Source organism: Limoniibacter endophyticus (assembly GCF_014652835.1).
GTDB lineage: Bacteria > Pseudomonadota > Alphaproteobacteria > Rhizobiales > Rhizobiaceae > Limoniibacter > Limoniibacter endophyticus.
On the sequence record NZ_BMZO01000009.1, the window covers coordinates 125,433 to 147,711 of the forward strand.

Here is a 22,279-nt window from a genome sequence, read left to right on the forward strand (position 1 = left end):
GACTGACATGCCCATTCTTAACGGTCCTTAGCTTCCGCGAGCGATCTTTTCATCGATCTGTCGCGACAATATGGCGGAAAACTCATCAGCGAAGCCTTCCATGCGTGAGCCGAGCTTGGCGACGTCCGCGGAAAGCTTGTTATAGGCGATGACGGCAGGGATAGCAGCGAGAAGGCCTATCGCTGTTGCAAGAAGCGCTTCCGCAATACCCGGAGCAACAACGGCAAGGCTGGTATTTTTCGAGCCGGCAATCGCCTGAAACGAGGTCATGATGCCGATGACGGTACCGAACAGGCCGATAAAGGGACCAGCCGAACCGATCGAAGCAAGCGAGCCAAGACGGCTTTCCAGCGTTTCCACCTCGCGGTTCAGCGCCAGATCCATCGCCTTGTCTATGCGCATCTGCAAGCCCATCGGCGCACGCGCACCCTTTTCGAAACTCTTCTTCCATTCCCGCATGGCAGCAACGAAGATCGCGCCCATGCCGGTCGTCTTGCGATCCGCAAGCGAGCGATAGAGCTCTTCCAGCGACTGGCCGGACCAGAACATTTGCTCAAAACGGTTCAGCGCCGCATGCGCACGCTTGTAGGCAATGGTCTTGTCGATGATAATCGCCCAGGTCCAGACGGAAGCAGCAAGAAGACCGATCATCACCATCTTCACGATGAAGCCGGCCTGCCAGAAAAGAGACCAGAGGGTGTGTGATGTTGCGGGCTCGGCCAGCGTAAGAGTTTCCATGTGTGCAACTGTCCCTTGGATGCCCTGCGGCTTTGTCAGCAAGGCCCGATGTCTTTTTATGGCTGAAAGATCGCAGGAATGCCGTTCTCACAGCCTGCCAGCGTGCTTTCGCCAGTAAACATGGTGAAAGGAAGGCATTCGTCTTGAACCGGCGATCTTCACCATATTCTGATATTGCGAAATATGGTTAAGAAAGCGTTAGAAACGATCCTCTTCTCTTCCTCTAATCTTGTGCGACGCACCTGACGCAATGGCACTGTGCAAGTCCGCAAAAATACTTGAATACTGCGCTCACCTATTGTGAAATGATTCTGTCGCTCTCCTCAGGAGTGGCGACGCATTTGATTGATTATTTTTCAGCCTCTGGATTGAAAGGACGGATGAGTTTTTCGGCTCAGCCGTTATAAAATGATTTCATATAAGGATTTTGTCTCTGTTCGCGCAGCGCCGGTAGCGCGCTGCGCTTCCTTCGCCAGCTGCCTTGCATTCTCGACCGTACTCCCAGTTGTTTCTATCGCTGCCGAGACCTCCGAGAATGAGTCGAAACTGCTTGAGCGCATTATCGTTACCAGCGGCCATTCCGGCGACGGCTGGAAAGGCGCACCGCTCTCCGTCTATGAAACGCCGGGCAACATCGGCATCATTGGTCGCGACAATTTTGTTCGGCTTAGTTCACGCGATACGCAGGATATATTTGACGATGTCGCAGGGGTTGTGGCCGAGAGCCGACCGGATAATCCCGGTCTCAATATCTCCATTCGGGGCCTGTCGGACCAGAATCGCATCACTATGGCGCTCGACGGCGCCCGGCAGAATTTTCTACAAAACGGGCACGGGCAGGCCGCAAGCGCCTATTTCGATCCGGCCCTGATGCGCCAGATCGTTCTCGACAAGACAACCGGTGCCAATGCGCTGTCTGCCGGCTCGCTTGGCGGCTATGTAAATTTCCGCACGCTTCTATCGGAAGACCTGATCAAAGACGGCAGGACCTCCGGCGGTGAAGTGAATTTCGCAACGGGTAGCAACGCTTATCGCTCCAACGGCTCCGGTGCATTCAGCTGGCGTCTGGCCGAAAACATTGCCGTCACCGCCGCAATTTCACACAAGAAGACCGGTAGATATGAGCCAGGAAAAAAATATCCATACCAGTTTGACGAGGGCTATTTTCTCACGAAGTTTATCGGCTCCGAGAACACCTCCGGTTTGCTGAAAACCGAAATCGATATTGATAATCACCAAAAGCTGACGCTCGGCTGGGTTGGCTATAATGCAAAATTCCAGACCGGAAGCACGCAATATATCAATCGCGCAAAGGTCGCGAACCACACGTTCACGGCCAATTACACGTATGATCCCGACAGCGATCTGATCGATTTCTCGGCCAATCTCTGGACAAACCGAATGATGAAACACGATCATCGCCCGAAAAGGCGAGATGCTGATTACGGTGCCTTTGACAATCATTACGGCCTGAACACGACGGGCGGCGACATTGCCAATCGCTCGAAGGTAACGACCGGTTTCGGCGATTTCACCTTCGACTACGGCACGACCGCGTTTTTGGACGATGCGCGCACCAAGCAGATATCTTCCCAAGAAGACGACAATCCGACCGGCTCGTGGTTTGGCGGAGCCACACCCTCGGGCAAACGCGGCTATTACAGCGCGTTTTCAAAGACCGAATTCAAACCTGCGGATTACCAGTGGCTGAGCCTGACCGGCGGCCTGCGCTATGATCATTACGATCTGAAGGGAAAAACTTACGTCCCCGACTTCGAGGACCCCGAAGTGCAGGCAATGGAGCAGACGGACGTGCATAAGGACGGCGGTAAGCTCCTACCATCCGTCACACTGGGCATAACGCCGCTCGAGGGTCTGCAATTCTTTGCCGGATACGATTATTCCTATCGCCCGCCGACGACTATGGAAACCCTATTCTGGGGTTCTCATGTCGGCGGCGGCATGCTCAATATGCCCAACACGGCACTCATCCCGGAAAGCGCCAGAACTGCACAAATCGGCTTCAATATACATGCCGACGATTTGTTTCTCGGCGGAGACAGCCTGCGTTTCAAGTATGCTTATTTCAATCGTCAGGTCGACGACCTAATCGCCCGGTCGTTCAGAACCACGCCCGATATGCCGGACATGGCGTATGTACAATACGTCAATATTGGCGGCACGTCTCGTATGTTCGGCCACGAGCTGGAGATGAACTACGACGCAGGCAGCTTCTATGCAGGACTGAGCGCAACGGCCCTGCGCTATAAACTCGCCAAAAGATTTGAGATGAGCAGCTACGGAATGACCGACCTTGCGCAACAGATTCCATTTGCAATGCCTCCCAAATACAAACTGACTATCGACGCTGGTATACGACTGTTTGACGAAAAACTAACGCTTGGCGGGAAACTGCGTCATTCAGGAAAGGCAGTTCACATCGGCCCGAAAAGCCAGACTTCCAAGCTCTGGACGAAGCCCTTTACCGTCGCGGACGTCTATGGCTCCATCGCATTTGACGAAGACCGCCGCGTGGATTTCGGCATCGATAATCTCATGGACCGCTACTACGTCGATTACATGAGCCACGTCGCCTCACCCGGTCGCACTTACAAAATAAACTTCTCGACCAAGTTTTAAAAATTTCGCGACGCTTTACTGCGTCGCGATACTTGCGGTCCGTATGGATCGAACACTTACCCAGCACAGTGCCAGGCATTTCGATTTCCTCACTGAAGGTATGACAATGACTGTTTCGATCAAGCTCAATGACGTTGACTTCACCAGTTATCTCGATAGCTACAAGGCTGCTGGAAACCATGCTGCCCACGGCAAATTCAAAGACGGCACGTTTTCAGGCAGCAAATATGCGAGCACCGAGAAATATACAAACGGGTGGTTTGGCAAGAAAGCTGTTCTCGATGGCGATACTTCGAAATTCGCCTTCGTTGCCGAAGCTTCAACTGGCGATCTGGACTACAGCTTTGGGAATCACACGCTTTCCGGCTCGCTGGGCAAACTCACGATTGGAAAAGGCGTGAAAGCCGACTTTACGCTCGCACGGAAAGCTATCGAACTCGATTTCCACGGCATCCAGTCCAGCGGCAATAGCGGCCCCGTGCACAAGGTGATCTACAGCCTCAAGAAACCTGCAACCAACGGCGGCGATCTCACCGCCGAGATCGACAAGCACAATACCATCCAGTCCGGTACTACGGCTTCTGAAACCTTCCGCGGCTTTGCCAAGCACGATATATTCAAGTTCGAAAGCCGCTCGACCGGTCACGACACGATCACGGGTTTTGAGGCCAACAATGTGTCTGCCAGTCATGACGCACTGAAATTCGCGACCAGCGTTTTCGCCAACGCGCAAGCGGCGCTTGCAGCCGCCGCACAGGTTGGTCTGGACACTGTCTTCACAATCGATGCAACCAACACCCTCACCTTGAAAGGTGTTGCATTATCCGGCCTCGACGCCGGCGATTTCGCATTCTTTGCCTGACCTTCGACCGGTGCGCTCATTGGGCGCACCCGTCACCAAACCAACGCTCCATGAATTCGTAGCGCTATTGAGCGCCGCGATGCTCCCGATCCGGTATGGATGAGTATGCACCCAAAATAGTACCAGTACCGAATATGGATTTGTTGCAGAAGCGTCTTCAGGTAATTTCGAATATAATTCTTGGTCCCGCATACCATCCGGCTCGCTTTGCAAAGTAAAGATCGGCAAAGGTGGCTTTCCTGTCTTAACCATCCAAGTCTAGATCTGCGCAGCGCTGCACATCTAAGAACTGTTCGTCTCGGATGGCAGAAACAGTGGAACCCACTCTTTCGGAAATCGCTTCGGGCGGCCGCTCTCGTCGACAATGGCCGCTTCAACCTTCGCCTCTATCAACAACGTCTTGTCGCGACGGATTTCTTGATGCATCGATACGCGGGCACCGGAAACTGTCACGACCTTGGTGAAAACGGTAAGGACATCGTCGATACGCGCCGGCTGCCGGTATTCGATTTCCATCCGTCGCACGATCCAGACCAACCTGTCGCCATGCGTCCCGTCGGCAAGCTCGGTATGATGCACGCCAGTCATGCGCAGAAAGTCGGAGCGCCCGCGCTCGAGGAACTCGAGATAGCGTCCATGATAGACGACACCGGAAAAGTCCGTGTCGGCATAATAGACGCGAACGGTCTGCTGATGCCCTTCCGTCGTTATCTCGCCATTCAGGCCAATCTGCGGGTTGGCAATTTTATTGGTTGCATCCATCAAGCTGACCTTTCATCCTCGCGTCTCATCAACCATGACGGGATATGCATCCTTGGTCTCGATCTTCAAGACGCAGCAACGCAATTTTTCCCGACTGCTTGCTGCCGGCGTATTGATAGCTGCCTTGCAGGCGCCCGCCGGCGCCGCCGATATTTCGCTCTCACGCGGCCTTAACATGGACCAGTGGGTGACCTGGCCGGCGGAAGACAAATGGGGCGATGAAAGCGCACTCTTTCCCTTCCCCGAGTGGCGCAAATTCGTATCGCAAGAACGTCTTGCATCCTTACGCAAGGACGGTTTCGATTTCGTTCGAATGCCCGTCGATCCTTCGCCGTTCTTGTCACCCCGCTCGGCACATTTTCACGATCGTCTATTTGACGAGGTATTCGCGAGCGTCCAGGCTCTTCTTGCCGCCGATCTAAAGGTGATCGTGGACTTGCATTTGATCTCGCGCGCTGACAACGCTGCCGTAGGTATGGAAGGTGTTCTCTCCAACGAGGACCGGTGGACAGATTACATCGCGGTGGTCAGCGGGATGGCGGAAAAGCTTTCCGCGCTGCCGGCCAGCAGCGTTGCACTTGAACTCATGAACGAACCCGGAACAGCCTGTGATGCCGAAGGAGCCAGTAACTGGCAGCTCCGCCAGAAAAGTCTGCATGCTGCCGCGCGCGAAGCTGCTCCCGCTCTTCCCATAGTCTTGACCGGCGGCTGCGCGGGAACCGTGGAAGGTCTCGTGGCGCTCGATCCGAAGGCCTACGACGACGACAACGTGCTCTGGACCTTTCACAACTACCAGCCCTTTCTTCTGACCCATCAGGGCGCGCAGTGGGCGGGCGATCTCATTCGCTATGTGAAGGGATTATCCTACCCACCTTCCGGCCCGGGAAAAAAGGTCCTTGAGGCGCGCCTCAGGGATATCGAGCAGAGGATCTCCAAGGAAGCGCCCGTCCTGCGCCGTGCTGGTATGCGCGCATGGGTACGAGAACAGATGGCGTTGATCGACACTCCGCAGAAACTAGAGAGGACCGTTGCCGCCCCTTTCGATATGGTAGCAAATTGGGCGAAGCAAAATAACGTAAAGCCGGGCGACATCCTACTCGGGGAATTCGGGATGATCCGCCAGGAGTACCAAGGCGATTTCATCATGCCGCCGCAGGATCGTGCGGCCTATGTGAAGGATATAATCGGCCACGCGGAGAAGGCTGGCTATGCCTGGGCTATCTGGTCTTATGGCGGCGCGTTCGGGATAGTGGAATCTTTCGACGGAAAAGATGCGGAGCCGGACGTTATGAACGTGGTGCGCACATTGCCCGAAAGGTTCAGATGAAGGAATCGTCTTCAGGTCCTGCGGATTTTCGGCCGCGAGAAGCATGATATTCGCATTTGGGAGGTGAACGCAGGTCACGAATCTGCCTCCTGCTTCCCCCGGATGATAAATCTGACCCCGAGCCTTATTTCCGAGCTGTTCCGGGTCTTATTCCAGCGGAATCATCCACATCGGCGTCTCTCCAGTTCGAGAGCAAGGCTGCTTCAGCCGTTGCGGGAATCGGTCTTCCTCGATGCCGCGCTGCCAGCATTCCACTCCCTGCAACGGGCGGCGCTTCCAGCCAATGCCGCCACGACAGGCTGCTGTTTCTACCCTTTCCGACGTTCCATAGTGCTTCTAAATTGCCTGCATAATTACGGATCGCTTACCAGCTATTCGCTTGCAATGCACCGCCAAGGCGCCGTCGGACTCAGCCGTCGTCCTGAAACAGATTGACCTGCTGAGCGGCGAGATCGCTCGGCGCCTCGAGTCCGAGATGGCGCCACGCATTCACCGTCATCACACGACCGCGCGGCGTACGCTGGATGAAACCCTGCTGGATCAGGTAGGGCTCTATAATGTCCTCGATCGCGTCGCGTGGTTCGGACAGACCCGCTGCAATCGTTTCTATGCCGACGGGGCCGCCACCGAAATTGCGCGCGATCATGGAAAGGTAGCGGCGATCGAGACGATCAAGCCCTAACGCGTCGACTTCCAGACGCAGCAAGGCCTCATCTGCGATTTTCTGCGTCACGCTTTCGACCCGCGCCACGGAAGCAAAATCGCGTACGCGGCGTAGCAGACGGCCGGCGATTCGAGGCGTTCCGCGCGCACGGCGGGCAATTTCTTGTGCTCCATCATCGGCAAGCGGCATGCCAAGAATCCGCGCGCCGCGCTTCACGATCAGTTCAAGTTCGGCAACCGTGTAAAACTCCAGACGGGTCGGAATACCGAAGCGATCTCGCAGTGGGTTAGTGAGAAGACCAAGACGTGTCGTTGCCGCCACCAGCGTGAACTTCGCCAGATCGATCTTTACCGAGCGCGCTGCGGGTCCCTCGCCAATGATCAGGTCGAGCTGAAAGTCCTCCATGGCTGGATAAAGAACTTCCTCGACTGCCGGGCTGAGGCGGTGGATTTCGTCGATGAACAGAACGTCGCGCTCTTCAAGATTCGTCAATAGCGCCGCCAGATCGCCGGCCTTGGCAATCACAGGACCGGAAGTCGATCGAAAATTGACGCCGAGCTCGCGCGCCATGATCTGCGCCAGCGTGGTTTTTCCCAAACCGGGAGGTCCGACGAAAAGCACGTGATCCAGTGCTTCGCCGCGCTGCTTGGCCGCTTCTATGAAAACCTTGAGATTGGCGCGCGCGGCTTCCTGCCCGACGAAATCGTCAAGCGTCTGCGGGCGCAGGGTCGCGTCGACATCCTCGCCGCGTTTTTCGGGAGAAATCAGCCTCGAATCGCTCATGCCCTGTCCATCGCATGAAGCTCTATCTCAGGCAATCCGAGGCTACTCATCGCGACAATTCCTTGAGGGACAGGCGGATCAGCATGGACTCGTCGGCATCCTCGCCCGCGCTTGTCAAAGCCGCAGATACGGCATTGGCGGCAATATCGCGCGAATAACCGAGATTGACGAGTGCAGAAACGGCATCCGTCACCGGCGTCGCCGCCACGCCGGCACCAATGTCCTGCTTGAGGGCGAAATTGGCGGCGTCCGCGCCACCGAAGGCGGGCGCCTTGCTTTTCAGCTCGGTCACGATCCGTTCGGCTACCTTCTTGCCCACGCCTGGTGCGCGGCTGACCATGGCAATGTCACGCAAGGCAATGGCGCTGGCAAGTTCGGCAGGTGAAAGCGTCGAAAGCACGGCCAGCGCCACACGCGCGCCAACCCCCTGCACATTGTTTTGCAACAGGCGAAACCATTCCCGCTCCAGCGTCGTGGCAAAGCCATAGAGCCGGATCATATCCTCGCGCACATATGTCTCAATATGCAAGGTTGCGGCTTCGCCCGGACCGGCAAGGGAAGCCAGCGTACGGGTCGAGCAATAAGCGACATAGCCAACGCCATGTACGTCGATGATACAATGATCTTCGTCGATCTCCTCGACCGTACCCTTAAGCTTGCCGATCATTTTTCATCAACCCCGCTGCCGCAACTCGAAGATGATCCATTGCCGACGCAAGAGAACAAGTCAAGAACGAAGTCACACTCGCGCCGCGATCTTCAGCCGGGCAACCGCACTCTGGCGGTGGTGGGCGTGACAAATGGCCAGCGCCAGCGCATCCGCCGCATCGGAGCCATCAAACGTCGCTTTAGGCATTAGCACCTTGACCATCATATGTATCTGCTGCTTCTCACCATGACCGACGCCGATGACGCTCTTCTTCACGGCATTCGGCGCGTACTCCGCCACTGGCAGTCCCGCCCGTGCTGGCGCCAGCATGGCGATACCCCGCGCCTGACCAAGCTTCAGCGTTGCTGCCGCATCTTTGTTGACGAAAGTGTTTTCGACTGCCGCCTCATGTGGCATGTGCGCGTGGATGATCTGCTCGAGTCCCTCATAGAGCTGATTGAGCCGCGAGGCGAGATCGAGCTTCTCATTGGATTTCACCGTGCCTGAAGCAAGAAAGCGCAATGAGTTGCCGTGGCTCTCCACAACGCCCCACCCGGTACGTCGAAGGCCAGGATCAATGCCGATGATGCGAATCGTTTCCATGCGCGCAACCTTAGCCGCACGCGAACGAAATGGGAACAGGGCAAGAAGTGTCAGCCGCGGCCGAAGGCAGTCCGCAAAAGGTGGATCTGGTTGGAGACAGGGTTGCTGGCAATGGCGTCATTGGCCGCGAGATCGCCGTAAAGCTGTTCATCCATGGCGCGTACGCGCTGTTGCAGGCGCAGCGAATGATCAATGAGGCCGCAGAAGCTGCCCGGGAGTTCGTCCCAACAGGGCGCGTTGTCCTGAGCGGAAGCCGTGTCTAACCGAACCTTGGCCTTTTCCGCCGCAACCTGATCCCGTGTCATCTCGCCCGAATTGGCTGCGCGCTGCAAAAGCAACCAGGAAGCAATCTGCATCAGGCGCGTCGTCAGGCGCATGGATTCGGCGGCGTAAAGCGCTGAGGCATTGCGCGATAGATGCTTGGCTTCGCAGCGGCCGTCGCCGTCAAGATACTCGGCAGCCCGCTCAACGAGAGCCATACCCTCGTCATAAAGCGGCGTAAACGAATTGGAGAACACGCGACGCTCCGCGAGCTTCACCATGTTTTCGGCCTTGTGACCATATTCGTTCATTGCATTCGCCTCGATATGAAAAGGATGCGCGATCATTAGCCGCCATCGCAGACGGCTTCTTAAGATGAGGCCACGGGCCGCGCAAGGCAAGCGGAACTTTAACGAAGGGTTAACTGTGAAGAATGGGGAAAGCGTGGCGAAGGTTCCGCGACGCGAAGAGATTTATCTGGCCCCCGCTTGTCAAAAAAAGAGCCGCTAGATGAGCGGCTCGAAGGCATTAAACAGGGAGGCGTCGAACAGAGTGGCGCAAACCAAACCGTTCAAATCCAGAGACTGGATGCCCACAGTTAACCCCCATAAAGGTTAACGGGCGGTTAATCGCCCCTGCTTTTTCGACCTGAATCCAGGCGAGGCATCAACGACGGGTCATTGGAACGCTTACCGGCTTAGCGACCGGTGCAGACGGAACGACCGCAACGGATACTTTCCCAAGCGTCTTGTACCATTCAAGATAGTAGGCAAAGGCAAAGTGCAGGACAAGGCCAGCCGAGATAATCAGCGCATCGAACGCGATGCCGCCGGTATACGTCGCCTTGGCGATCTGGCCAATCATGGCCATCAGAGTTCCGGCCACAAAGATCGGCAATGAGTGCTTGCCGAGGATCGACAGCGGATGGTCCTGAGCGAGGCGCAGCAGGTTGGAAATTTTCGGCATCGCCACAATGAGATAGGCCAGCGACAGCACATGCAGGAGGCGTGGAACCGAAAGATAAGTCTTGTCGAAGCCGGTCAGAACGGCAGGCATTCCCATCGACGTATCTATCCACCAGAGCGGCGCACGCACCCAGACCAGCGCCAGCAGTGCATATCCGGCAGCGACAACGTAGAGCGCGGGGTTGAAGGCGATCGTGCCGCCACGCTTTACATGCATCATGCCGGCCATACCGATCACGAACAGGAACTGCCACGAGAGCGGATTCAGAAACCACTGACCGGCAGTCGGATAATTGATCGGGGCGACATGGTAAATGCCCGACAGCAGCCACACCGTTCCCGAAACGGCAAGCATCAAGCCTATGCTGCGCTGGCCGAGGAACAGGAAGGCCGGCATCAGCAGCAGAACGACGGCGTACATGGAGAGAATATTGTTATATCCGAGCTGATGGCCGAGCGTAACGAGGCCTACCAGCGCTTCCGGCGTATGCACGATGATCGTCTCGATATTGATCATCTTGAGCAATTCGGGACGTGCAAAGATGACCGCCGCGAGGGCAAATAGAGCAACCGAGGCCATCGTCGTCATCATATGCGTCACATAGAGCACACCCGCACGCCGCGCCGCACGCAGTGAAGTCAACAAGCGTCGGCCGGGGGTGAACTTGGATCCATAAGCCAGGCCTGCCGCAATGCCCGAGATCAGCACAAAGGCTTCTGCGGCGTCGGAAAAACCGAAATTCTTGTGTGTCATGAACTCGAAGGCGTTGCCTGGCACGTGGTTGACAAAGATCGTCAACAGCGCGATCGCCCGGAATACGTCGATGCGGGTGTCCCGCTCTTTTGCAACTATCTGGTTCATGACAGCTAAATCACTTCACTGTTTCACGGTTCCTGTCGTTTCCCACGCGCGGTTGCAGCATCTTCCCGACAACGCGAGCCTTCTCGGCCTAAAATCGTGTAAAAACAAGGCCATCAAAGGGCTTTTCCCTCACGAATTATATCGTCTTCGACATGATCCCGGCAGTTCAACTATGACGCTATCTTTGCAATTTCGCGTGAAACGCCCCTATCGCCCTTTGGGTCGAAATGCTTTATGCGGGCAAGGAAGAATTTTGCGCAGCACCGGGACCGGTGGTTCGAGCGCATCCAAAATGTGATGGAGAGATTTCAAAATGGAATCCGAAAACAGCATCGACCGCTGCCGCGTCGTTCTGATTGCACCGACCGACCTCGCAGACGATGCCGGCGTCGCCGCAGTGAAAAACGCATTGTCCGGCGGCGATGTCGCCTGCGTTATCCTTCCGGCTGGCGAGCGAGGCGAGGAAGCGTTCCAGGATTATGCGGAGAAGCTGGTGCCGGTTGTGCAGGATGCGGGCGCGGCACTCATGCTGGAATCGGAAACGCGCATCGTCTCACGCGTGAAGGCAGACGGTGTGCATCTGGGCCCCAAGGTCGCCGATCTCGCCGATGTCACGGATCGGGTGGAAGGCCGGATGATGATCGGTGCCGGTGGACGTCTGACCCGTGACGAGGCGTTGGCGCTTGGCGAATTGCGTCCCGACTATGTTTTCCTCGGCCTCTTTGGCAAGGACACGACGCCAGAGCCATACGAGCGCAATCTGACGCTTGCGAGGTGGTGGGCCGAAATGGTTGAGGTTCCGCTGGTCGTGCAAGGCGGCAACGCCGTTGCTTCCGTTGTCGCGGTTGCCGAGGCGGGGGCCGATTTCGTCGCTTTGGCTAGTGCCGTTTTCGCGGAAGGGCTGGAGCCGAAAGTGCAGGTCGCCATGGCAAATGCGCTGCTTGACGAAAAAGCGCCGCGTTTCGAGGGTTTCTCTGGCAAGAAGTGATTCTCACGCTAGCAAGAAGCGGACCGATGACGCGTAACGTCTTCCTCTCAGCTATTATTGGAGGCCTTGCTCTGCAAGGCGCCCTGCCGGCCGTCGCGCAGGATGCCGCCTCGCCCTCCAGTATCAGAGCAGAGCGCGTCGATCCTGAGCGCTTCGGAGGCAAGCGCATAGACGAAGCCTTCGGCGCTTACCAGCGAGGCTTCTACAAGACCGCCTACGAACTCGCATTGCCCCGAGCCAAAAACGACGATCCGGCAGCGCAAACGCTGGTCGCAGAAATCCTCTCGCGCGGTCTCGGCGTCAAGCGTGACGCAGCGGCGGCTGCAGACTGGTATCGGAAGGCGGCAGAAAATGCCTACCCCGAAGCGCAATTCCAATACGCCCTAGTCCTTCTCGAAGGGCGCTATGCCAATCGCGACGAACAGCAGGCGATGGCGCTTATGGAGGCGGCGGCGGAGAGCGGCAATCGCCTCGCACAATTCAATTACGCGCAGATGCTGGTTTCAGCAGACGAGGACGGCAAGAACATGGAAAAGGCGCGCAGCTATTATAAGCGCGCCGCAGATGCAGGCCTTCCCGATGCTCAATATGCCATGTCGCAGCTCGACGCCAATGGCATAGGTATCGAAAAGCCAGATGAGACAGCCGCACGTGGCTGGCTCGAGAAGGCGGCGCGCGCCGGCTTCGATTCCGCACGGGTCGAGCTCGCCACAATGATGCTCTGGGGTAAAGGTGGAGCGCGCGACGAAAAGGGCGGATTTGAGATGATGCGCCGGGCCGCGCGTTCCGGCAATGTGGCCGCGCAGAACCGTCTCGCCAAGCTCTATATTCAGGCTATTGGAAATGAGGGCGACCCTATCGAGGCGGCAAGCTGGTACATGGTTGCCCGCTCTAACGGCCTGCTCGATCCGGAAATGGAAGAGTATCTGCAAGGGCTGACGGACGAGCAGCTTGCAACGGCACGCGGGCGGGTCGGACAGGCGGCAACCCAACCTGCCTCCGCCAGCGAAGCAGCCTCGGCTGCGAAAACGACACCGGTACCGGAAATCGCACCGCCGCCGCAGTAGAGACAAGCTACTCTTGCTTGTTGCGCGATTTTGTGGTCTTGGAGGCGCCAATGACAGCGCCGCGCAATCTTCCTCGCATCGGCCAGAAAGAGCAGAGGGTCTCTGAGACCTTTCAGGCCTGCGGCAACATTTGAACATAACGGAACAACAATGGCGAAAATCAACGGCAACGAAATCCGTCCCGGCAACGTCATCGAGCATGATGGCGGCCTGTGGGTGGCGGTGAAGACCAATGCGGTGAAGCCCGGCAAGGGCGGTGCCTATAACCAGGTGGAACTGAAGAACCTGATCAATGGCACCAAGCTCAACGAACGCTTCCGCGCCGCCGAAACGGTCGAGAAGGTTCGCCTCGAGCAGAAAGATTTCTCATATCTCTACGAAGAAGGCGATGCGCTGGTCTTCATGGATCAGGAATCCTACGAGCAGCTGCAGCTCCAGAAGGAATTCGTCGGCGATCGCGCGGCCTTCCTTCAGGATGGTATGATCGTTACCGTCGAGCTGCACGAAGAGCGCCCGATCGGTATCAAGCTGCCCGATACCGTCGTTCTTGAAATCGTTGAAGCCGATCCGGTCGTGAAGGGCCAGACGGCTGCTTCGTCCTACAAGCCGGCCAAGCTCGAAAACGGTCTGCGCGTCCTCGTGCCGCCGTTCATCTCCTCGGGTGAAAAAATCGTCGTTGATACAAACGAAATCGAATACGTTCGCCGCGCGGACTGATCTCAGCTTCCTGCCTGCGGGTTCCGATCCGCAGGCATTCTGCCTCATCTGCGTCGGACACAATTTGCGTTCGACTGTTCTTTTACAAAGCGCCACGTTTGGCGCGTTCATCGGATCGACAGGAGTAACCGCTCATGGCGCGTTCAGCCATTCTCAACGTCATGGTCGCAGCCGCTGCAAAGGCCGGCCGTTCCCTCGCCCGCGATTTCGGCGAGGTGCAGAATCTGCAGGTTTCGCTGAAAGGCCCTGGCGATTACGTTTCGCAGGCCGACAAGAAGGCCGAAGACATCATCTATTCCGAACTCTCTCGTGCCCGTCCCGGCTACGGCTTCCTGATGGAAGAACGCGGAGAAGTGAAAGGCGAGGACGAGCAGCACCGCTGGATCGTCGATCCGCTCGATGGCACGACCAACTTCCTGCACGGCATTCCGCTCTTCGCGATTTCCATCGCGCTGGAACGTCAGGGTAAGATTCAGGCCGGCCTGATCTACAATCCGATTACTGACGAACTTTACACGGCCGAACGCGGCGGCGGTGCCTTCCTCAACGATCGCCGCCTGCGCGTTGCCGCCCGCTCCCGCCTCGCCGATTCCGTGATCGGAACCGGCGTACCGCATCTGGGACGCGGGCACCACGGCTTCTATCTGGTCGAACTGCGCAATGTTATGGCCGAAGTCTCCGGCATCCGCCGCATGGGTTCGGCAGCACTCGACCTAGCCTATGTCGCAGCGGGTCGAATGGATGGATATTGGGAGGATTCGCTGAACGCCTGGGATGTCGCAGCCGGCATGTTGCTGATCCGGGAAGCTGGCGGTTTTTGCTCCACCAAGGAAGGCAAGCAGGACATCTTCGAAACCGGTTCGATCGTAGCGGGTAACGAAGCCATTCATGGTGCCCTTCTCAAGACGATCAAGAAGCCCGTCAAAACGGCCTGATTTTGCTTTTATTCAGGCGCGCGAAAAAAGCTGCGCCTGAATTCTTCGTGATGGCGCAATTTGCCGCAATCTTGAAACATATTCGCAACGCAATCACCTGCATGATGAAATGTATGCAAGAAAGCGATGTCCTGTCCGTCTCACATCCCTATTCCGGCCGCTACGACCTTACGCAGGGTGAGCGCATTGCCGATATCGTCGTGCATTGCATCGGCATTGCCTTGGCACTGGCAGGTGGCGGCGCGCTTCTGGCGTTGAGCTGGTTTTCGGCGAGGCCGATAGAATTTGCAGCGGCCATAGTCTATCTTCTATCGCTTCTGGCTGTGCTAGGCATTTCCTGCACCTATAACGCGCTTTTACCGTCACCGCTAAAATGGGTTTTCAGGCGCGCAGATCATGCGGCGATCTATCTGCTGATTGCCGGCACCTATACGCCGTTCATTACCCAGCTTGACGATCCTGTGGAACGCAGTGTGATGCTCTTGTTGATCTGGGGGATGGCGATAATCGGCGTCTCGATGAAGCTCCTCTTGCCTGGTCGCTTCGACCGTCTCGCCATCGTCTTCTATCTGCTGATGGGCTGGAGCGGCATTGCCATGAACAGCTCTTTTTCGGCGGTATTGCCAACCAGCACGCTCATGCTCATCGTGGCTGGCGGCATCGTCTACTCGGCCGGCGTGATAGTCTATCTGCGCCAGGACATGAAATATCAGAGCGCGCTCTGGCATGGCTTCGTCGTGTCCGCCGCTGTTCTGCATATGGGCGCCATCATCGACTGTCTCGTAATCAGCCGCTGGACGCCACAAGTCCTGCCATTGATACCCTCCCTCGTATAGCGCTTCCAATTTCGTCACATTTCCGTTTAGAGTTCACATTAACAAAAGACCGAATTCAAAACGGGATTTATTTCATGGCGGCACTGAGGACTCCGGGCGAGGACATGCTCGTTCCAGAACGCGCATACGATCCGCATCGTCTTTCCAGCCCGCAGGTCTTTCTGGCTTCCATGGTGATCTTTCTCGCCATTTCGGGCTTTGTAGCGCTGATACTGTGGCGCCAGATTGCAACGGCCTTTGCCAGCAATCCCGGTTTGAACGGCCTGATCTTCGGCGTACTTGCCGTCGGCATTCTGCTGGTTTTCATGCAGGTGACGCGGCTCTTCCGGGAGGTGCGCTGGGTCAACTCCTTCAAAAGCGGCACGGATACCGGAGACCCGGTTCTGCTCGCCCCAATGAAGGCGATGCTGTCACGCTCTTCCGCGACTGCGCTTTCGGCCATAACCACCCGCACAATTCTCGATTCCATCGCCAATCGCCTCGATGAAAGCCGCGATATCTCGCGCTATCTAACGGGCCTTCTTGTTTTTCTCGGGCTACTCGGCACTTTCTGGGGTTTGCTTGAGACCATCGGATCTATCGGCGACGTCATCCGATCACTCTCTCCTGGCGGCGGCGATATCAGCGCGGTGCTGGAAAGCCTGAAAACCGGCCTCGCTGCGCCTCTCGACGGCATGGGCACGGCCTTCTCCTCATCGCTGTTTGGCCTTGCCGGCTCACTTATCCTCGGCTTTCTCGATCTGCAAGCCGGTCGCGCCCAGACGCGTTTCTATACCGAGCTTGAAAACTGGCTTTCTTCGGTAACCGACATGACGCCGGACACGCGCCGCGAACTCCATCCGAATGCCAGCGAAGACATCCGCCTTCTGGCCGAAAAGTTGCGCTCCGGCGAGGAACATGCGTCGAATCCCCGTGTGGCCGGTGCCATGGCCAATCTGGCGGATGGTGTTGCCGGTCTCGTCAAGACCATGCGCCAGGAGCAGCAGATGATGCGAGACTGGGTGGAAGCGCAGGCCGAGGAGCAGAAGGCGCTACGCCAGACGCTTGAAAAACTGTCGCAATCGCTAGAGAAACGCAACTGATGCCGCTCTCCCGCAACCGCCGGGCTGACCGGCGTATCGATTACTGGCCGGGTTTCGTCGATGCACTATCGACGCTTCTTCTGGCGATCATGTTCCTGCTTACCGTCTTTGTGCTCGGACAGTTTCTGCTTTCGTCCGAACTCTCGGGCCGTGATAGCGCTCTTTCACGCCTCAATCAGCAGATTGCCGAATTAACGCAACTGCTCTCGCTGGAACGCTCCAACAATGCCGATCTCAACGATACACTGGCAAATCTTCAGGCATCTTTGAGTGCTGCGGAACAGGAGCAGTCGCGGCTGCAACAGCTTCTCTCACAGGGGGCAGGCGCCGCTGGGGCTGCCAGCGAACGCATCGGCGCGCTCGAAGGGGAACTCTCCGATGAGCGCCAGGCAAGTCAACGTGCGATGTCACAGGTCGAGTTGCTCAACCAGCAGCTTGCCGCATTGCGTCGTCAGATCGCGGCGCTCGAGCAGGCGCTTGACGCTTCCGAAGCCCGTGACCGGGAATCTCGCACCCGTATTGCCGATCTGGGAAGTCGCCTCAACGTGGCGCTTGCCCGTCGCGTCCAGGAACTCAACCGTTATCGGTCTGACTTTTTCGGACGTCTGCGCGACATTCTTTCCGACCGCGAAAACATCCGCATTGTCGGTGACCGTTTCGTTTTCCAGTCGGAAGTGCTGTTCGCCTCCGGCGCAGACGTGATCAACGACGCTGGTCAGACCGAGATGCAGAAACTTGCCGGAGCCGTCCTCGAATTGCAGCGCGAAATACCCAGCGAGATTAACTGGGTTCTTCGTGTGGATGGACACACCGACAATGTGCCGCTTTCCGGAACCGGCCGATTCCGCGACAATTGGGAGCTTTCGTCTGCCCGCGCCATTGCTGTTGTGAAATTCCTGATTGCCCAGGGCGTACCAGCCGAACGGCTGGTTGCCGCCGGTTTTGGCGAATATCAGCCGCTGGAGCCCGGCGACACGTCCGAAGTGCGCGAACGCAACCGCCGTATCGAGCTCAAGCTGACGGAGAGATAGCCGCAGCGTTTTAAGCTAGGGCATCGCGCGATTGGGTGGACGATCAGAGCAGATCATACTCGATGAAGCCTGTGCGCGTCGCAACCTTGTCATACAGGCTGCGGGCGACCGCATTGTCTTCCTTGGTCATCCAGTAGACGTTCTTGATGCCAAGCTTGCCCGCTTCGTCCTGCACCGCCTTGATAAGCTTGGAGCCGACGCCCTTGCCTCGGGTCGAAGCGTCAGCGAACAAATCCTGCAAATAGCAATTATTGACGAGAGACCAGCAGGAGCGGTGATAGATATAATGTACGAGCCCTACTGCCCTTCCGTCGATGAACGCGAGAAAGCCATTCGGTTCAAACTCTCCCTCCCCTATCAGGCGCTCCCAGGTGGTTGCGTAGACTTCCTCCGACACGCTCGCCTTGTAGAAGATCAGATAATTTGTCCATAGCCGTTTCCAGTCGGCGTGATCCTTTTCCTCGAGTGGACGGATGAGAATGTCTGACATTATTCGCTCCATTTTCTTTGGAGCAAACTGGAAAAGCGACCGGGGACACAATGCGCCATGCTGGCACAACATATTGGTCCTGTTTCTTCCCTCTAACGGCGAGCCATGAATGCAAGGCGCTCGAACAGGTGAATATCCTGCTCATTCTTCACCAGCGCACCATGCAGCTTCGGCAAGGTGTTCTTGGCGTCAGTGCGCAGATCGACGGGATCAATATCATCGCTGACAAGCAACCTGATCCAGTCCAGAGCCTCAGAGGTCGAAGGCTTCTTCTTTAGTCCCGGCATGTCGCGAATTTCAAAGAAACGCGTGAGGGCAGCCCGCACCAGATCCTGCCTGATGCCTGGAAAATGTACATCGACGATAGCCTGCAGCGTCTCGATGTCGGGGAACCGGATATAGTGGAAAAAGCAGCGCCGCAGAAAAGCGTCGGGCAGTTCCTTCTCATTGTTCGAGGTGATGATGACGATCGGGCGCTGCTTTGCCTTCACTGTCTCGCCAGTTTCGTAGACGAAAAATTCCATTCGATCGAGTTCCTGCAACAGATCGTTCGGAAACTCGATATCCGCCTTGTCGATCTCGTCGATCAGGAGAACGGCTTTTTCCTCCCGGGAGAAAGCGTCCCACAGTTTGCCGCGCCGAATATAGTTGCGGATATCATTGAAGCGTGAATCGCCAAGCTGACTGTCTCGCAACCGCGACACGGCGTCATACTCGTAAAGGCCCTGCTGAGCACGCGTCGTCGATTTGACATTCCATTCGATGAAATCGAGTTTCAGCGCCTTGGCGATCTGGCGAGCGAGTTCGGTTTTACCTGTGCCCGGCTCGCCTTTGACCAGCAGCGGTCGTTCAAGCGTGATCGCGGCATTGACCGCGATCATCAGATCCTTGTCGGCAATATAGTCCTGCGTACCTTCGAAGCGCATATTCCTGGTCCCGTTTGGCGCACACCGTAATCGGTGCACGCCATGACGCAAGGCCTATCGACGCTCTGGAGCCGTAGCTTTTTGAGCCATCTGCTTTTCGGGGCTGCGCAACGGCCAGCAATATGGAACTCGATCGCCACGACTTCGTCCTTCACAACCGCCAATTCGGTCGCCTTGTTGCCGATGCGCATCGAACGACTATGCCCGGTGCAGGCGACCATTATGACCGCGCCAGTCGTCAGAAGCTTCGCGCCGAGCCCGCTTGATGCAATCGGGTTGGCCGGGCAGGTTTGAAATGTTATCGCAGCAACGCCAGCCAGCCCCTCTCCAGCGCAACAAATCCATTATGGACAGGACGAAGATTTAATGTTTCCGGCTCTGGTGAAAGGCCCCTGCAAACGCTATATTGCGTTTACGGTCTGGGCCTCTCGGCAGGAAAACCAAATTACCTCGGGGCCTTATCCATCCGAAAGGGAGCTGTCCCTGCTCCGGCCCGTGGGCTGGGGCATTACGGCGCCCACCTACTTTGTAGGTCCCGGGAATGGATATCTTCCACCGGTTGCCTGGATCGCCTTCTTCTGCTTTTGTCAGGCATGACAAATGCAAACTCTCCCCGCCCCCGGAATCCCGAGAAGAAACGCCTGCGTGAAGATGCCTTGGCGCGCCGCGACGCGCTTTCGCTCAAGTACCGGGAGAATGCGGCAAATCTGGTCGCACGAACGCTTCTCTCGGAGACGGATTTCTCCGCCTACGCAACGGTAGGTGCCTATTGGCCCATGCGTTCAGAACTCGATATCCGCCCGGCAATGGAGCTGCTTCGTGCGAAAGGACTGACAATCGCCTTGCCTGCCATCCTGGACCGCGAAACCATCGTCTTTCGACGGATGGTCAATGCTGCAACGCTGATCGACATGGGCTTTGGCACATCCGGGCCGGACGCAAGCGCGCCGGAACTCGACCCTGATCTGGTGCTGATGCCGATGGCGGCATTCGACGCACGCGGCCACCGCATCGGCTACGGAGCAGGCTATTACGATCGCGCCACCGCGAAAATCCGCGAAAAATGTAGGAAACCTTATCTTCTCGGCATTGCATTCGATTGTCAGGAAGTAGACAAGGTTCCCGACGAGCCGCATGACATGCGCCTCGATGCGATCGTGACGGAAAGCGGCCTGCGCCGTTTTGGGTGAAAGGATTTCGGCATGCGGTTTCTGTTTCTTGGCGACATGGTCGGTCGGTCCGGACGCACCGCCGTGTTCCAAAAGCTGCCGGGCCTGATCTCCGATCTGAAGCTGGATTTCGTCGTCGTAAATGGTGAAAATGCTGCTGGCGGTTTTGGCATCACCGAAGCGATTTTTCACGATACGATCGCTGCGGGAGCCGACGTGGTGACGACCGGCAATCATGTATGGGACCAGAAGGACGCGCTGCGCTTTGCAAGCCAGGAAGAGCGTTTCCTGCGGCCGGCCAATTTTCCAAATGGAACACCCGGAAGGGGGGCCGGCCTATATATGGCCAAGAATGGCGCGCGGGTGCTCGTCGCCAATATTATGGGCACCGTCTTCATGCATCCGGAACTGGGTGACCCCTTTCAGGCCGGTGAGCGAGAACTTGCTGCCTGCCCGCTGGGAGAACAGGCCGATGCAGTGATCATTGATTTCCACGCTGAGGCGACCTCCGAGAAAGTCTGTTTCGGCCATTTCGTCGATGGCCGTGCCAGCGTGGTGGTTGGCACCCATACGCATCAGCCCACCGCCGATTACCAGATCCTCTCTGGCGGCACTGGCTATATGTCGGACGCAGGCATGTGCGGTGATTATGACTCCTCTCTCGGCATGGATAAGGAAGAACCGCTCAACCGCTTTCTTTCCAAGGTGCCGAAAGGGCGTATGGAAGCTGCAAGCGGCCCTGCAACGATCTGCGGCGTCGGCGTCGAGATTTCCGATCGTACGGGCCTGGCCGAAAAGATCGCACCCTTGCGCCTTGGCCCCCGCCTTGAAGAGACGATACCATCTTTTTGGCGTTGATCCGGATTAACCATCCGCTGAAAACCGTACGCGTGAAGAGGCACTGCCCTTGCGCGTAGCGTGACTCTTTTAAGAGAATATCTGCGCGCGACCGGGAGGGCCTTGCTGCGTCCTTCGTGCTCCCACGGAACATGCGGCGCATCAAGAAAGTTATCTTGTGACCTTCAGAGCCTTTTCGCACCCCATCCGGAACGCAAAAGCGCTGAGGACTTTCATTTTGTCGCGTTTCGGATACCTCTTCATATCTGGTCCGAAACGCCTTGCAGGGGATATCTCACACCGATGGGTGGTTTTTTCGCGGAATATTTCGGCTTCATCAACGATCCCACCGCCTGGGTGGCGCTGATCACGCTGATCGCAATGGAAGTCGTTCTTGGCATCGACAACCTGATTTTCATCTCGATCCTCACCAACAAGCTTCCAAAAGAAAACCAGAAGATGGCGCGACGCCTCGGCATCGGTGCCGCGCTCATCATGCGCCTCATCCTTCTGGCGACCATTTCGTTTATCGTGCAGGCGACCACACCCGTGTTCACGCTGTTCGGCAACAGCTTCTCCTGGCGCGATCTCATTTTGATCGCCGGCGGTCTCTTCCTCGTCTGGAAGGCAACGAAGGAAATCCATCACACGGTTGATCCGATTGACAAGGAAGACAAGAGTGCCATCGGCCAGACGGTCCAGTTGACGATGGGCGCCGCAGTGTTCCAGATTCTGTTGCTCGACCTCGTATTCTCGGTCGACTCGATCATCACGGCGGTCGGCATGACCGACGAGATCGCCATCATGTATATCGCGGTGATCTTTGCCGTAACCGTGATGCTTATCGCGGCAGAGCCGCTGGCAAATTTCATCGACAAGAACCCCACCATCGTCATGCTGGCCCTGGGCTTCCTCTTGATGATCGGCATGACGCTGATTGCCGACGGCATGGGCTATCATGTGCCGAAGGGCTATATTTATTCAGCCATGGGGTTCTCGGCGCTGGTCGAAGGTCTCAACATGCTGGCGCGTCGCAAAAAGCGCGTCGATGGCAACAAGCACTGAATATAAAGGGCGGCTCGCAA

At 56.9% G+C, this 22,279-nt stretch carries 23 protein-coding genes and 1 other RNA gene; 15 read left to right on the top strand and 9 right to left on the bottom strand.

Features of this window, described 5'->3' with window-relative positions:
* Window positions 1-27: 27 nt before the first annotated feature.
* A complete protein-coding gene (tolQ, locus tag IE151_RS13845) occupies window positions 28-738 on the bottom strand; it encodes a protein TolQ (protein ID WP_189491302.1) in 711 nt (236 codons plus the stop codon).
* 408 nt (window positions 739-1,146) lie between these two features.
* On the opposite strand from tolQ, the gene IE151_RS13850 reads away from it, so the two are divergent.
* Both IE151_RS13850 and IE151_RS13855 read left to right on the top strand, forming a co-directional pair.
* Window positions 1,147-3,378: a TonB-dependent receptor domain-containing protein gene (locus tag IE151_RS13850; RefSeq protein WP_189491305.1), complete on the top strand. Its 2,232-nt coding sequence runs from the start codon at window positions 1,147-1,149 to the stop codon at window positions 3,376-3,378.
* A 106-nt stretch (window positions 3,379-3,484) separates the two neighbouring features.
* Complete coding sequence (locus tag IE151_RS13855) at window positions 3,485-4,240, top strand: hypothetical protein (RefSeq protein ID WP_189491308.1); 756 nt, start codon at window positions 3,485-3,487, stop codon at window positions 4,238-4,240.
* A gap of 282 nt (window positions 4,241-4,522) precedes the next feature.
* Here the strand turns inward: IE151_RS13855 and ybgC are convergent, their stop codons facing one another.
* A complete protein-coding gene (gene ybgC, locus IE151_RS13860; RefSeq protein WP_189491311.1) occupies window positions 4,523-5,002 on the bottom strand; it encodes a tol-pal system-associated acyl-CoA thioesterase in 480 nt (159 codons plus the stop codon).
* Between ybgC and IE151_RS13865 the strand changes: the two genes are divergently transcribed.
* A complete protein-coding gene (locus IE151_RS13865; RefSeq protein WP_244636756.1) occupies window positions 4,989-6,329 on the top strand; it encodes a glycoside hydrolase family 5 protein in 1,341 nt (446 codons plus the stop codon). The two genes, ybgC and IE151_RS13865, sit on opposite strands and share 14 nt — an antisense overlap.
* Before the next feature lie 409 nt (window positions 6,330-6,738).
* Here the strand turns inward: IE151_RS13865 and ruvB are convergent, their stop codons facing one another.
* The 5 genes from ruvB to IE151_RS13890 form a co-directional block, all read right to left on the bottom strand.
* Window positions 6,739-7,776: a Holliday junction branch migration DNA helicase RuvB gene (gene ruvB, locus IE151_RS13870; protein ID WP_189491315.1), complete on the bottom strand. Its 1,038-nt coding sequence runs from the start codon at window positions 7,774-7,776 to the stop codon at window positions 6,739-6,741.
* Between the two features lie 46 nt (window positions 7,777-7,822).
* A complete protein-coding gene (gene ruvA, locus IE151_RS13875; protein WP_189491318.1) occupies window positions 7,823-8,443 on the bottom strand; it encodes a Holliday junction branch migration protein RuvA in 621 nt (206 codons plus the stop codon).
* A gap of 72 nt (window positions 8,444-8,515) precedes the next feature.
* Window positions 8,516-9,028, bottom strand: coding sequence for a crossover junction endodeoxyribonuclease RuvC (ruvC, locus tag IE151_RS13880; protein WP_189491321.1), 513 nt, complete (start codon window positions 9,026-9,028; stop codon window positions 8,516-8,518).
* 50 nt (window positions 9,029-9,078) lie between these two features.
* Window positions 9,079-9,600: a protease adaptor protein RcdA gene (gene rcdA / locus IE151_RS13885; protein ID WP_189491323.1), complete on the bottom strand. Its 522-nt coding sequence runs from the start codon at window positions 9,598-9,600 to the stop codon at window positions 9,079-9,081.
* 355 nt (window positions 9,601-9,955) lie between these two features.
* Window positions 9,956-11,116 carry an OpgC family protein gene (locus tag IE151_RS13890; RefSeq protein ID WP_189491325.1) on the bottom strand — a complete coding sequence of 387 codons (1,161 nt, stop codon included), beginning with the start codon at window positions 11,114-11,116 and terminating at the stop codon, window positions 9,956-9,958.
* Window positions 11,117-11,429: 313 nt separating this feature from the next.
* Here IE151_RS13890 and IE151_RS13895 point away from each other — a divergent pair, with 313 nt between their 5' ends.
* From IE151_RS13895 to IE151_RS13925, 7 genes are all read left to right on the top strand, one after another.
* Complete coding sequence (locus tag IE151_RS13895; protein ID WP_189491327.1) at window positions 11,430-12,104, top strand: thiamine phosphate synthase; 675 nt, start codon at window positions 11,430-11,432, stop codon at window positions 12,102-12,104.
* A gap of 26 nt (window positions 12,105-12,130) precedes the next feature.
* Window positions 12,131-13,171 (top strand): tetratricopeptide repeat protein, encoded by a 1,041-nt coding sequence (locus tag IE151_RS13900; protein ID WP_189491328.1) that lies wholly within the window; start codon window positions 12,131-12,133, stop codon window positions 13,169-13,171.
* A 150-nt stretch (window positions 13,172-13,321) separates the two neighbouring features.
* Window positions 13,322-13,888, top strand: a complete 567-nt coding sequence (gene efp, locus IE151_RS13905; RefSeq protein WP_189491330.1) for an elongation factor P — start codon at window positions 13,322-13,324, stop codon at window positions 13,886-13,888.
* A 134-nt stretch (window positions 13,889-14,022) separates the two neighbouring features.
* Complete coding sequence (locus IE151_RS13910; RefSeq protein WP_189491333.1) at window positions 14,023-14,823, top strand: inositol monophosphatase family protein; 801 nt, start codon at window positions 14,023-14,025, stop codon at window positions 14,821-14,823.
* A 113-nt stretch (window positions 14,824-14,936) separates the two neighbouring features.
* Window positions 14,937-15,659, top strand: a complete 723-nt coding sequence (trhA, locus tag IE151_RS13915; protein ID WP_189491336.1) for a PAQR family membrane homeostasis protein TrhA — start codon at window positions 14,937-14,939, stop codon at window positions 15,657-15,659.
* Between the two features lie 74 nt (window positions 15,660-15,733).
* Window positions 15,734-16,741, top strand: a complete 1,008-nt coding sequence (locus IE151_RS13920; RefSeq protein WP_189491339.1) for a flagellar motor protein MotA — start codon at window positions 15,734-15,736, stop codon at window positions 16,739-16,741.
* On the top strand, window positions 16,741-17,772 hold the full coding sequence (locus IE151_RS13925; protein ID WP_189491342.1) for a peptidoglycan -binding protein: 1,032 nt from the start codon (window positions 16,741-16,743) through the stop codon (window positions 17,770-17,772). The genes IE151_RS13920 and IE151_RS13925 overlap by 1 nt, the downstream gene beginning before the upstream one ends.
* Before the next feature lie 43 nt (window positions 17,773-17,815).
* On the opposite strand, the gene IE151_RS13930 is transcribed toward IE151_RS13925, so the two are convergent.
* Window positions 17,816-18,262, bottom strand: a complete 447-nt coding sequence (locus tag IE151_RS13930) for a GNAT family N-acetyltransferase (RefSeq protein ID WP_189491345.1) — start codon at window positions 18,260-18,262, stop codon at window positions 17,816-17,818.
* Between the two features lie 92 nt (window positions 18,263-18,354).
* Complete coding sequence (locus IE151_RS13935) at window positions 18,355-19,188, bottom strand: AAA family ATPase (protein WP_189491347.1); 834 nt, start codon at window positions 19,186-19,188, stop codon at window positions 18,355-18,357.
* Between the two features lie 42 nt (window positions 19,189-19,230).
* Here IE151_RS13935 and IE151_RS13940 point away from each other — a divergent pair, with 42 nt between their 5' ends.
* The 5 genes from IE151_RS13940 (at window position 19,231) to IE151_RS13960 (ending at window position 22,259) form a co-directional block, all read left to right on the top strand.
* Window positions 19,231-19,482, top strand: a complete 252-nt coding sequence (locus IE151_RS13940) for a hypothetical protein (protein WP_189491349.1) — start codon at window positions 19,231-19,233, stop codon at window positions 19,480-19,482.
* 119 nt (window positions 19,483-19,601) lie between these two features.
* A non-coding RNA gene (gene ssrS, locus IE151_RS13945) (6S RNA) lies at window positions 19,602-19,762 on the top strand.
* A gap of 19 nt (window positions 19,763-19,781) precedes the next feature.
* Window positions 19,782-20,378 carry a 5-formyltetrahydrofolate cyclo-ligase gene (locus IE151_RS13950; protein ID WP_189491351.1) on the top strand — a complete coding sequence of 199 codons (597 nt, stop codon included), beginning with the start codon at window positions 19,782-19,784 and terminating at the stop codon, window positions 20,376-20,378.
* 12 nt (window positions 20,379-20,390) lie between these two features.
* Window positions 20,391-21,215: a TIGR00282 family metallophosphoesterase gene (locus tag IE151_RS13955; RefSeq protein WP_189491353.1), complete on the top strand. Its 825-nt coding sequence runs from the start codon at window positions 20,391-20,393 to the stop codon at window positions 21,213-21,215.
* 282 nt (window positions 21,216-21,497) lie between these two features.
* The gene (locus tag IE151_RS13960) at window positions 21,498-22,259 is read left to right on the top strand and encodes a TerC family protein (protein ID WP_189491356.1); all 762 of its coding nucleotides are present in this window, start codon (window positions 21,498-21,500) and stop codon (window positions 22,257-22,259) included.
* The last annotated feature ends 20 nt before the right edge of the window (window positions 22,260-22,279 follow it).

Bases quoted from the DNA above. Each gene is read 5' to 3' on its own strand.
- tolQ (WP_189491302.1), bottom strand. From the start codon at position 738: ATGGAAACTCTTACGCTGGCCGAGCCCGCAACATCACACACCCTCTGG.
- IE151_RS13850 (WP_189491305.1), top strand. From the start codon at position 1,147: ATGATTTCATATAAGGATTTTGTCTCTGTTCGCGCAGCGCCGGTAGCG.
- IE151_RS13855 (WP_189491308.1), top strand. From the start codon at position 3,485: ATGACTGTTTCGATCAAGCTCAATGACGTTGACTTCACCAGTTATCTC.
- ybgC (WP_189491311.1), bottom strand. From the start codon at position 5,002: ATGGATGCAACCAATAAAATTGCCAACCCGCAGATTGGCCTGAATGGC.
- ruvB (WP_189491315.1), bottom strand. From the start codon at position 7,776: ATGAGCGATTCGAGGCTGATTTCTCCCGAAAAACGCGGCGAGGATGTC.
- ruvA (WP_189491318.1), bottom strand. From the start codon at position 8,443: ATGATCGGCAAGCTTAAGGGTACGGTCGAGGAGATCGACGAAGATCAT.
- ruvC (WP_189491321.1), bottom strand. From the start codon at position 9,028: ATGGAAACGATTCGCATCATCGGCATTGATCCTGGCCTTCGACGTACC.
- rcdA (WP_189491323.1), bottom strand. From the start codon at position 9,600: ATGAACGAATATGGTCACAAGGCCGAAAACATGGTGAAGCTCGCGGAG.
- IE151_RS13890 (WP_189491325.1), bottom strand. From the start codon at position 11,116: ATGAACCAGATAGTTGCAAAAGAGCGGGACACCCGCATCGACGTATTC.
- IE151_RS13895 (WP_189491327.1), top strand. From the start codon at position 11,430: ATGGAATCCGAAAACAGCATCGACCGCTGCCGCGTCGTTCTGATTGCA.
- IE151_RS13900 (WP_189491328.1), top strand. From the start codon at position 12,131: ATGACGCGTAACGTCTTCCTCTCAGCTATTATTGGAGGCCTTGCTCTG.
- efp (WP_189491330.1), top strand. From the start codon at position 13,322: ATGGCGAAAATCAACGGCAACGAAATCCGTCCCGGCAACGTCATCGAG.
- IE151_RS13910 (WP_189491333.1), top strand. From the start codon at position 14,023: ATGGCGCGTTCAGCCATTCTCAACGTCATGGTCGCAGCCGCTGCAAAG.
- trhA (WP_189491336.1), top strand. From the start codon at position 14,937: ATGCAAGAAAGCGATGTCCTGTCCGTCTCACATCCCTATTCCGGCCGC.
- IE151_RS13920 (WP_189491339.1), top strand. From the start codon at position 15,734: ATGGCGGCACTGAGGACTCCGGGCGAGGACATGCTCGTTCCAGAACGC.
- IE151_RS13925 (WP_189491342.1), top strand. From the start codon at position 16,741: ATGCCGCTCTCCCGCAACCGCCGGGCTGACCGGCGTATCGATTACTGG.
- IE151_RS13930 (WP_189491345.1), bottom strand. From the start codon at position 18,262: ATGTCAGACATTCTCATCCGTCCACTCGAGGAAAAGGATCACGCCGAC.
- IE151_RS13935 (WP_189491347.1), bottom strand. From the start codon at position 19,188: ATGCGCTTCGAAGGTACGCAGGACTATATTGCCGACAAGGATCTGATG.
- IE151_RS13940 (WP_189491349.1), top strand. From the start codon at position 19,231: ATGACGCAAGGCCTATCGACGCTCTGGAGCCGTAGCTTTTTGAGCCAT.
- IE151_RS13950 (WP_189491351.1), top strand. From the start codon at position 19,782: ATGACAAATGCAAACTCTCCCCGCCCCCGGAATCCCGAGAAGAAACGC.
- IE151_RS13955 (WP_189491353.1), top strand. From the start codon at position 20,391: ATGCGGTTTCTGTTTCTTGGCGACATGGTCGGTCGGTCCGGACGCACC.
- IE151_RS13960 (WP_189491356.1), top strand. From the start codon at position 21,498: ATGGGTGGTTTTTTCGCGGAATATTTCGGCTTCATCAACGATCCCACC.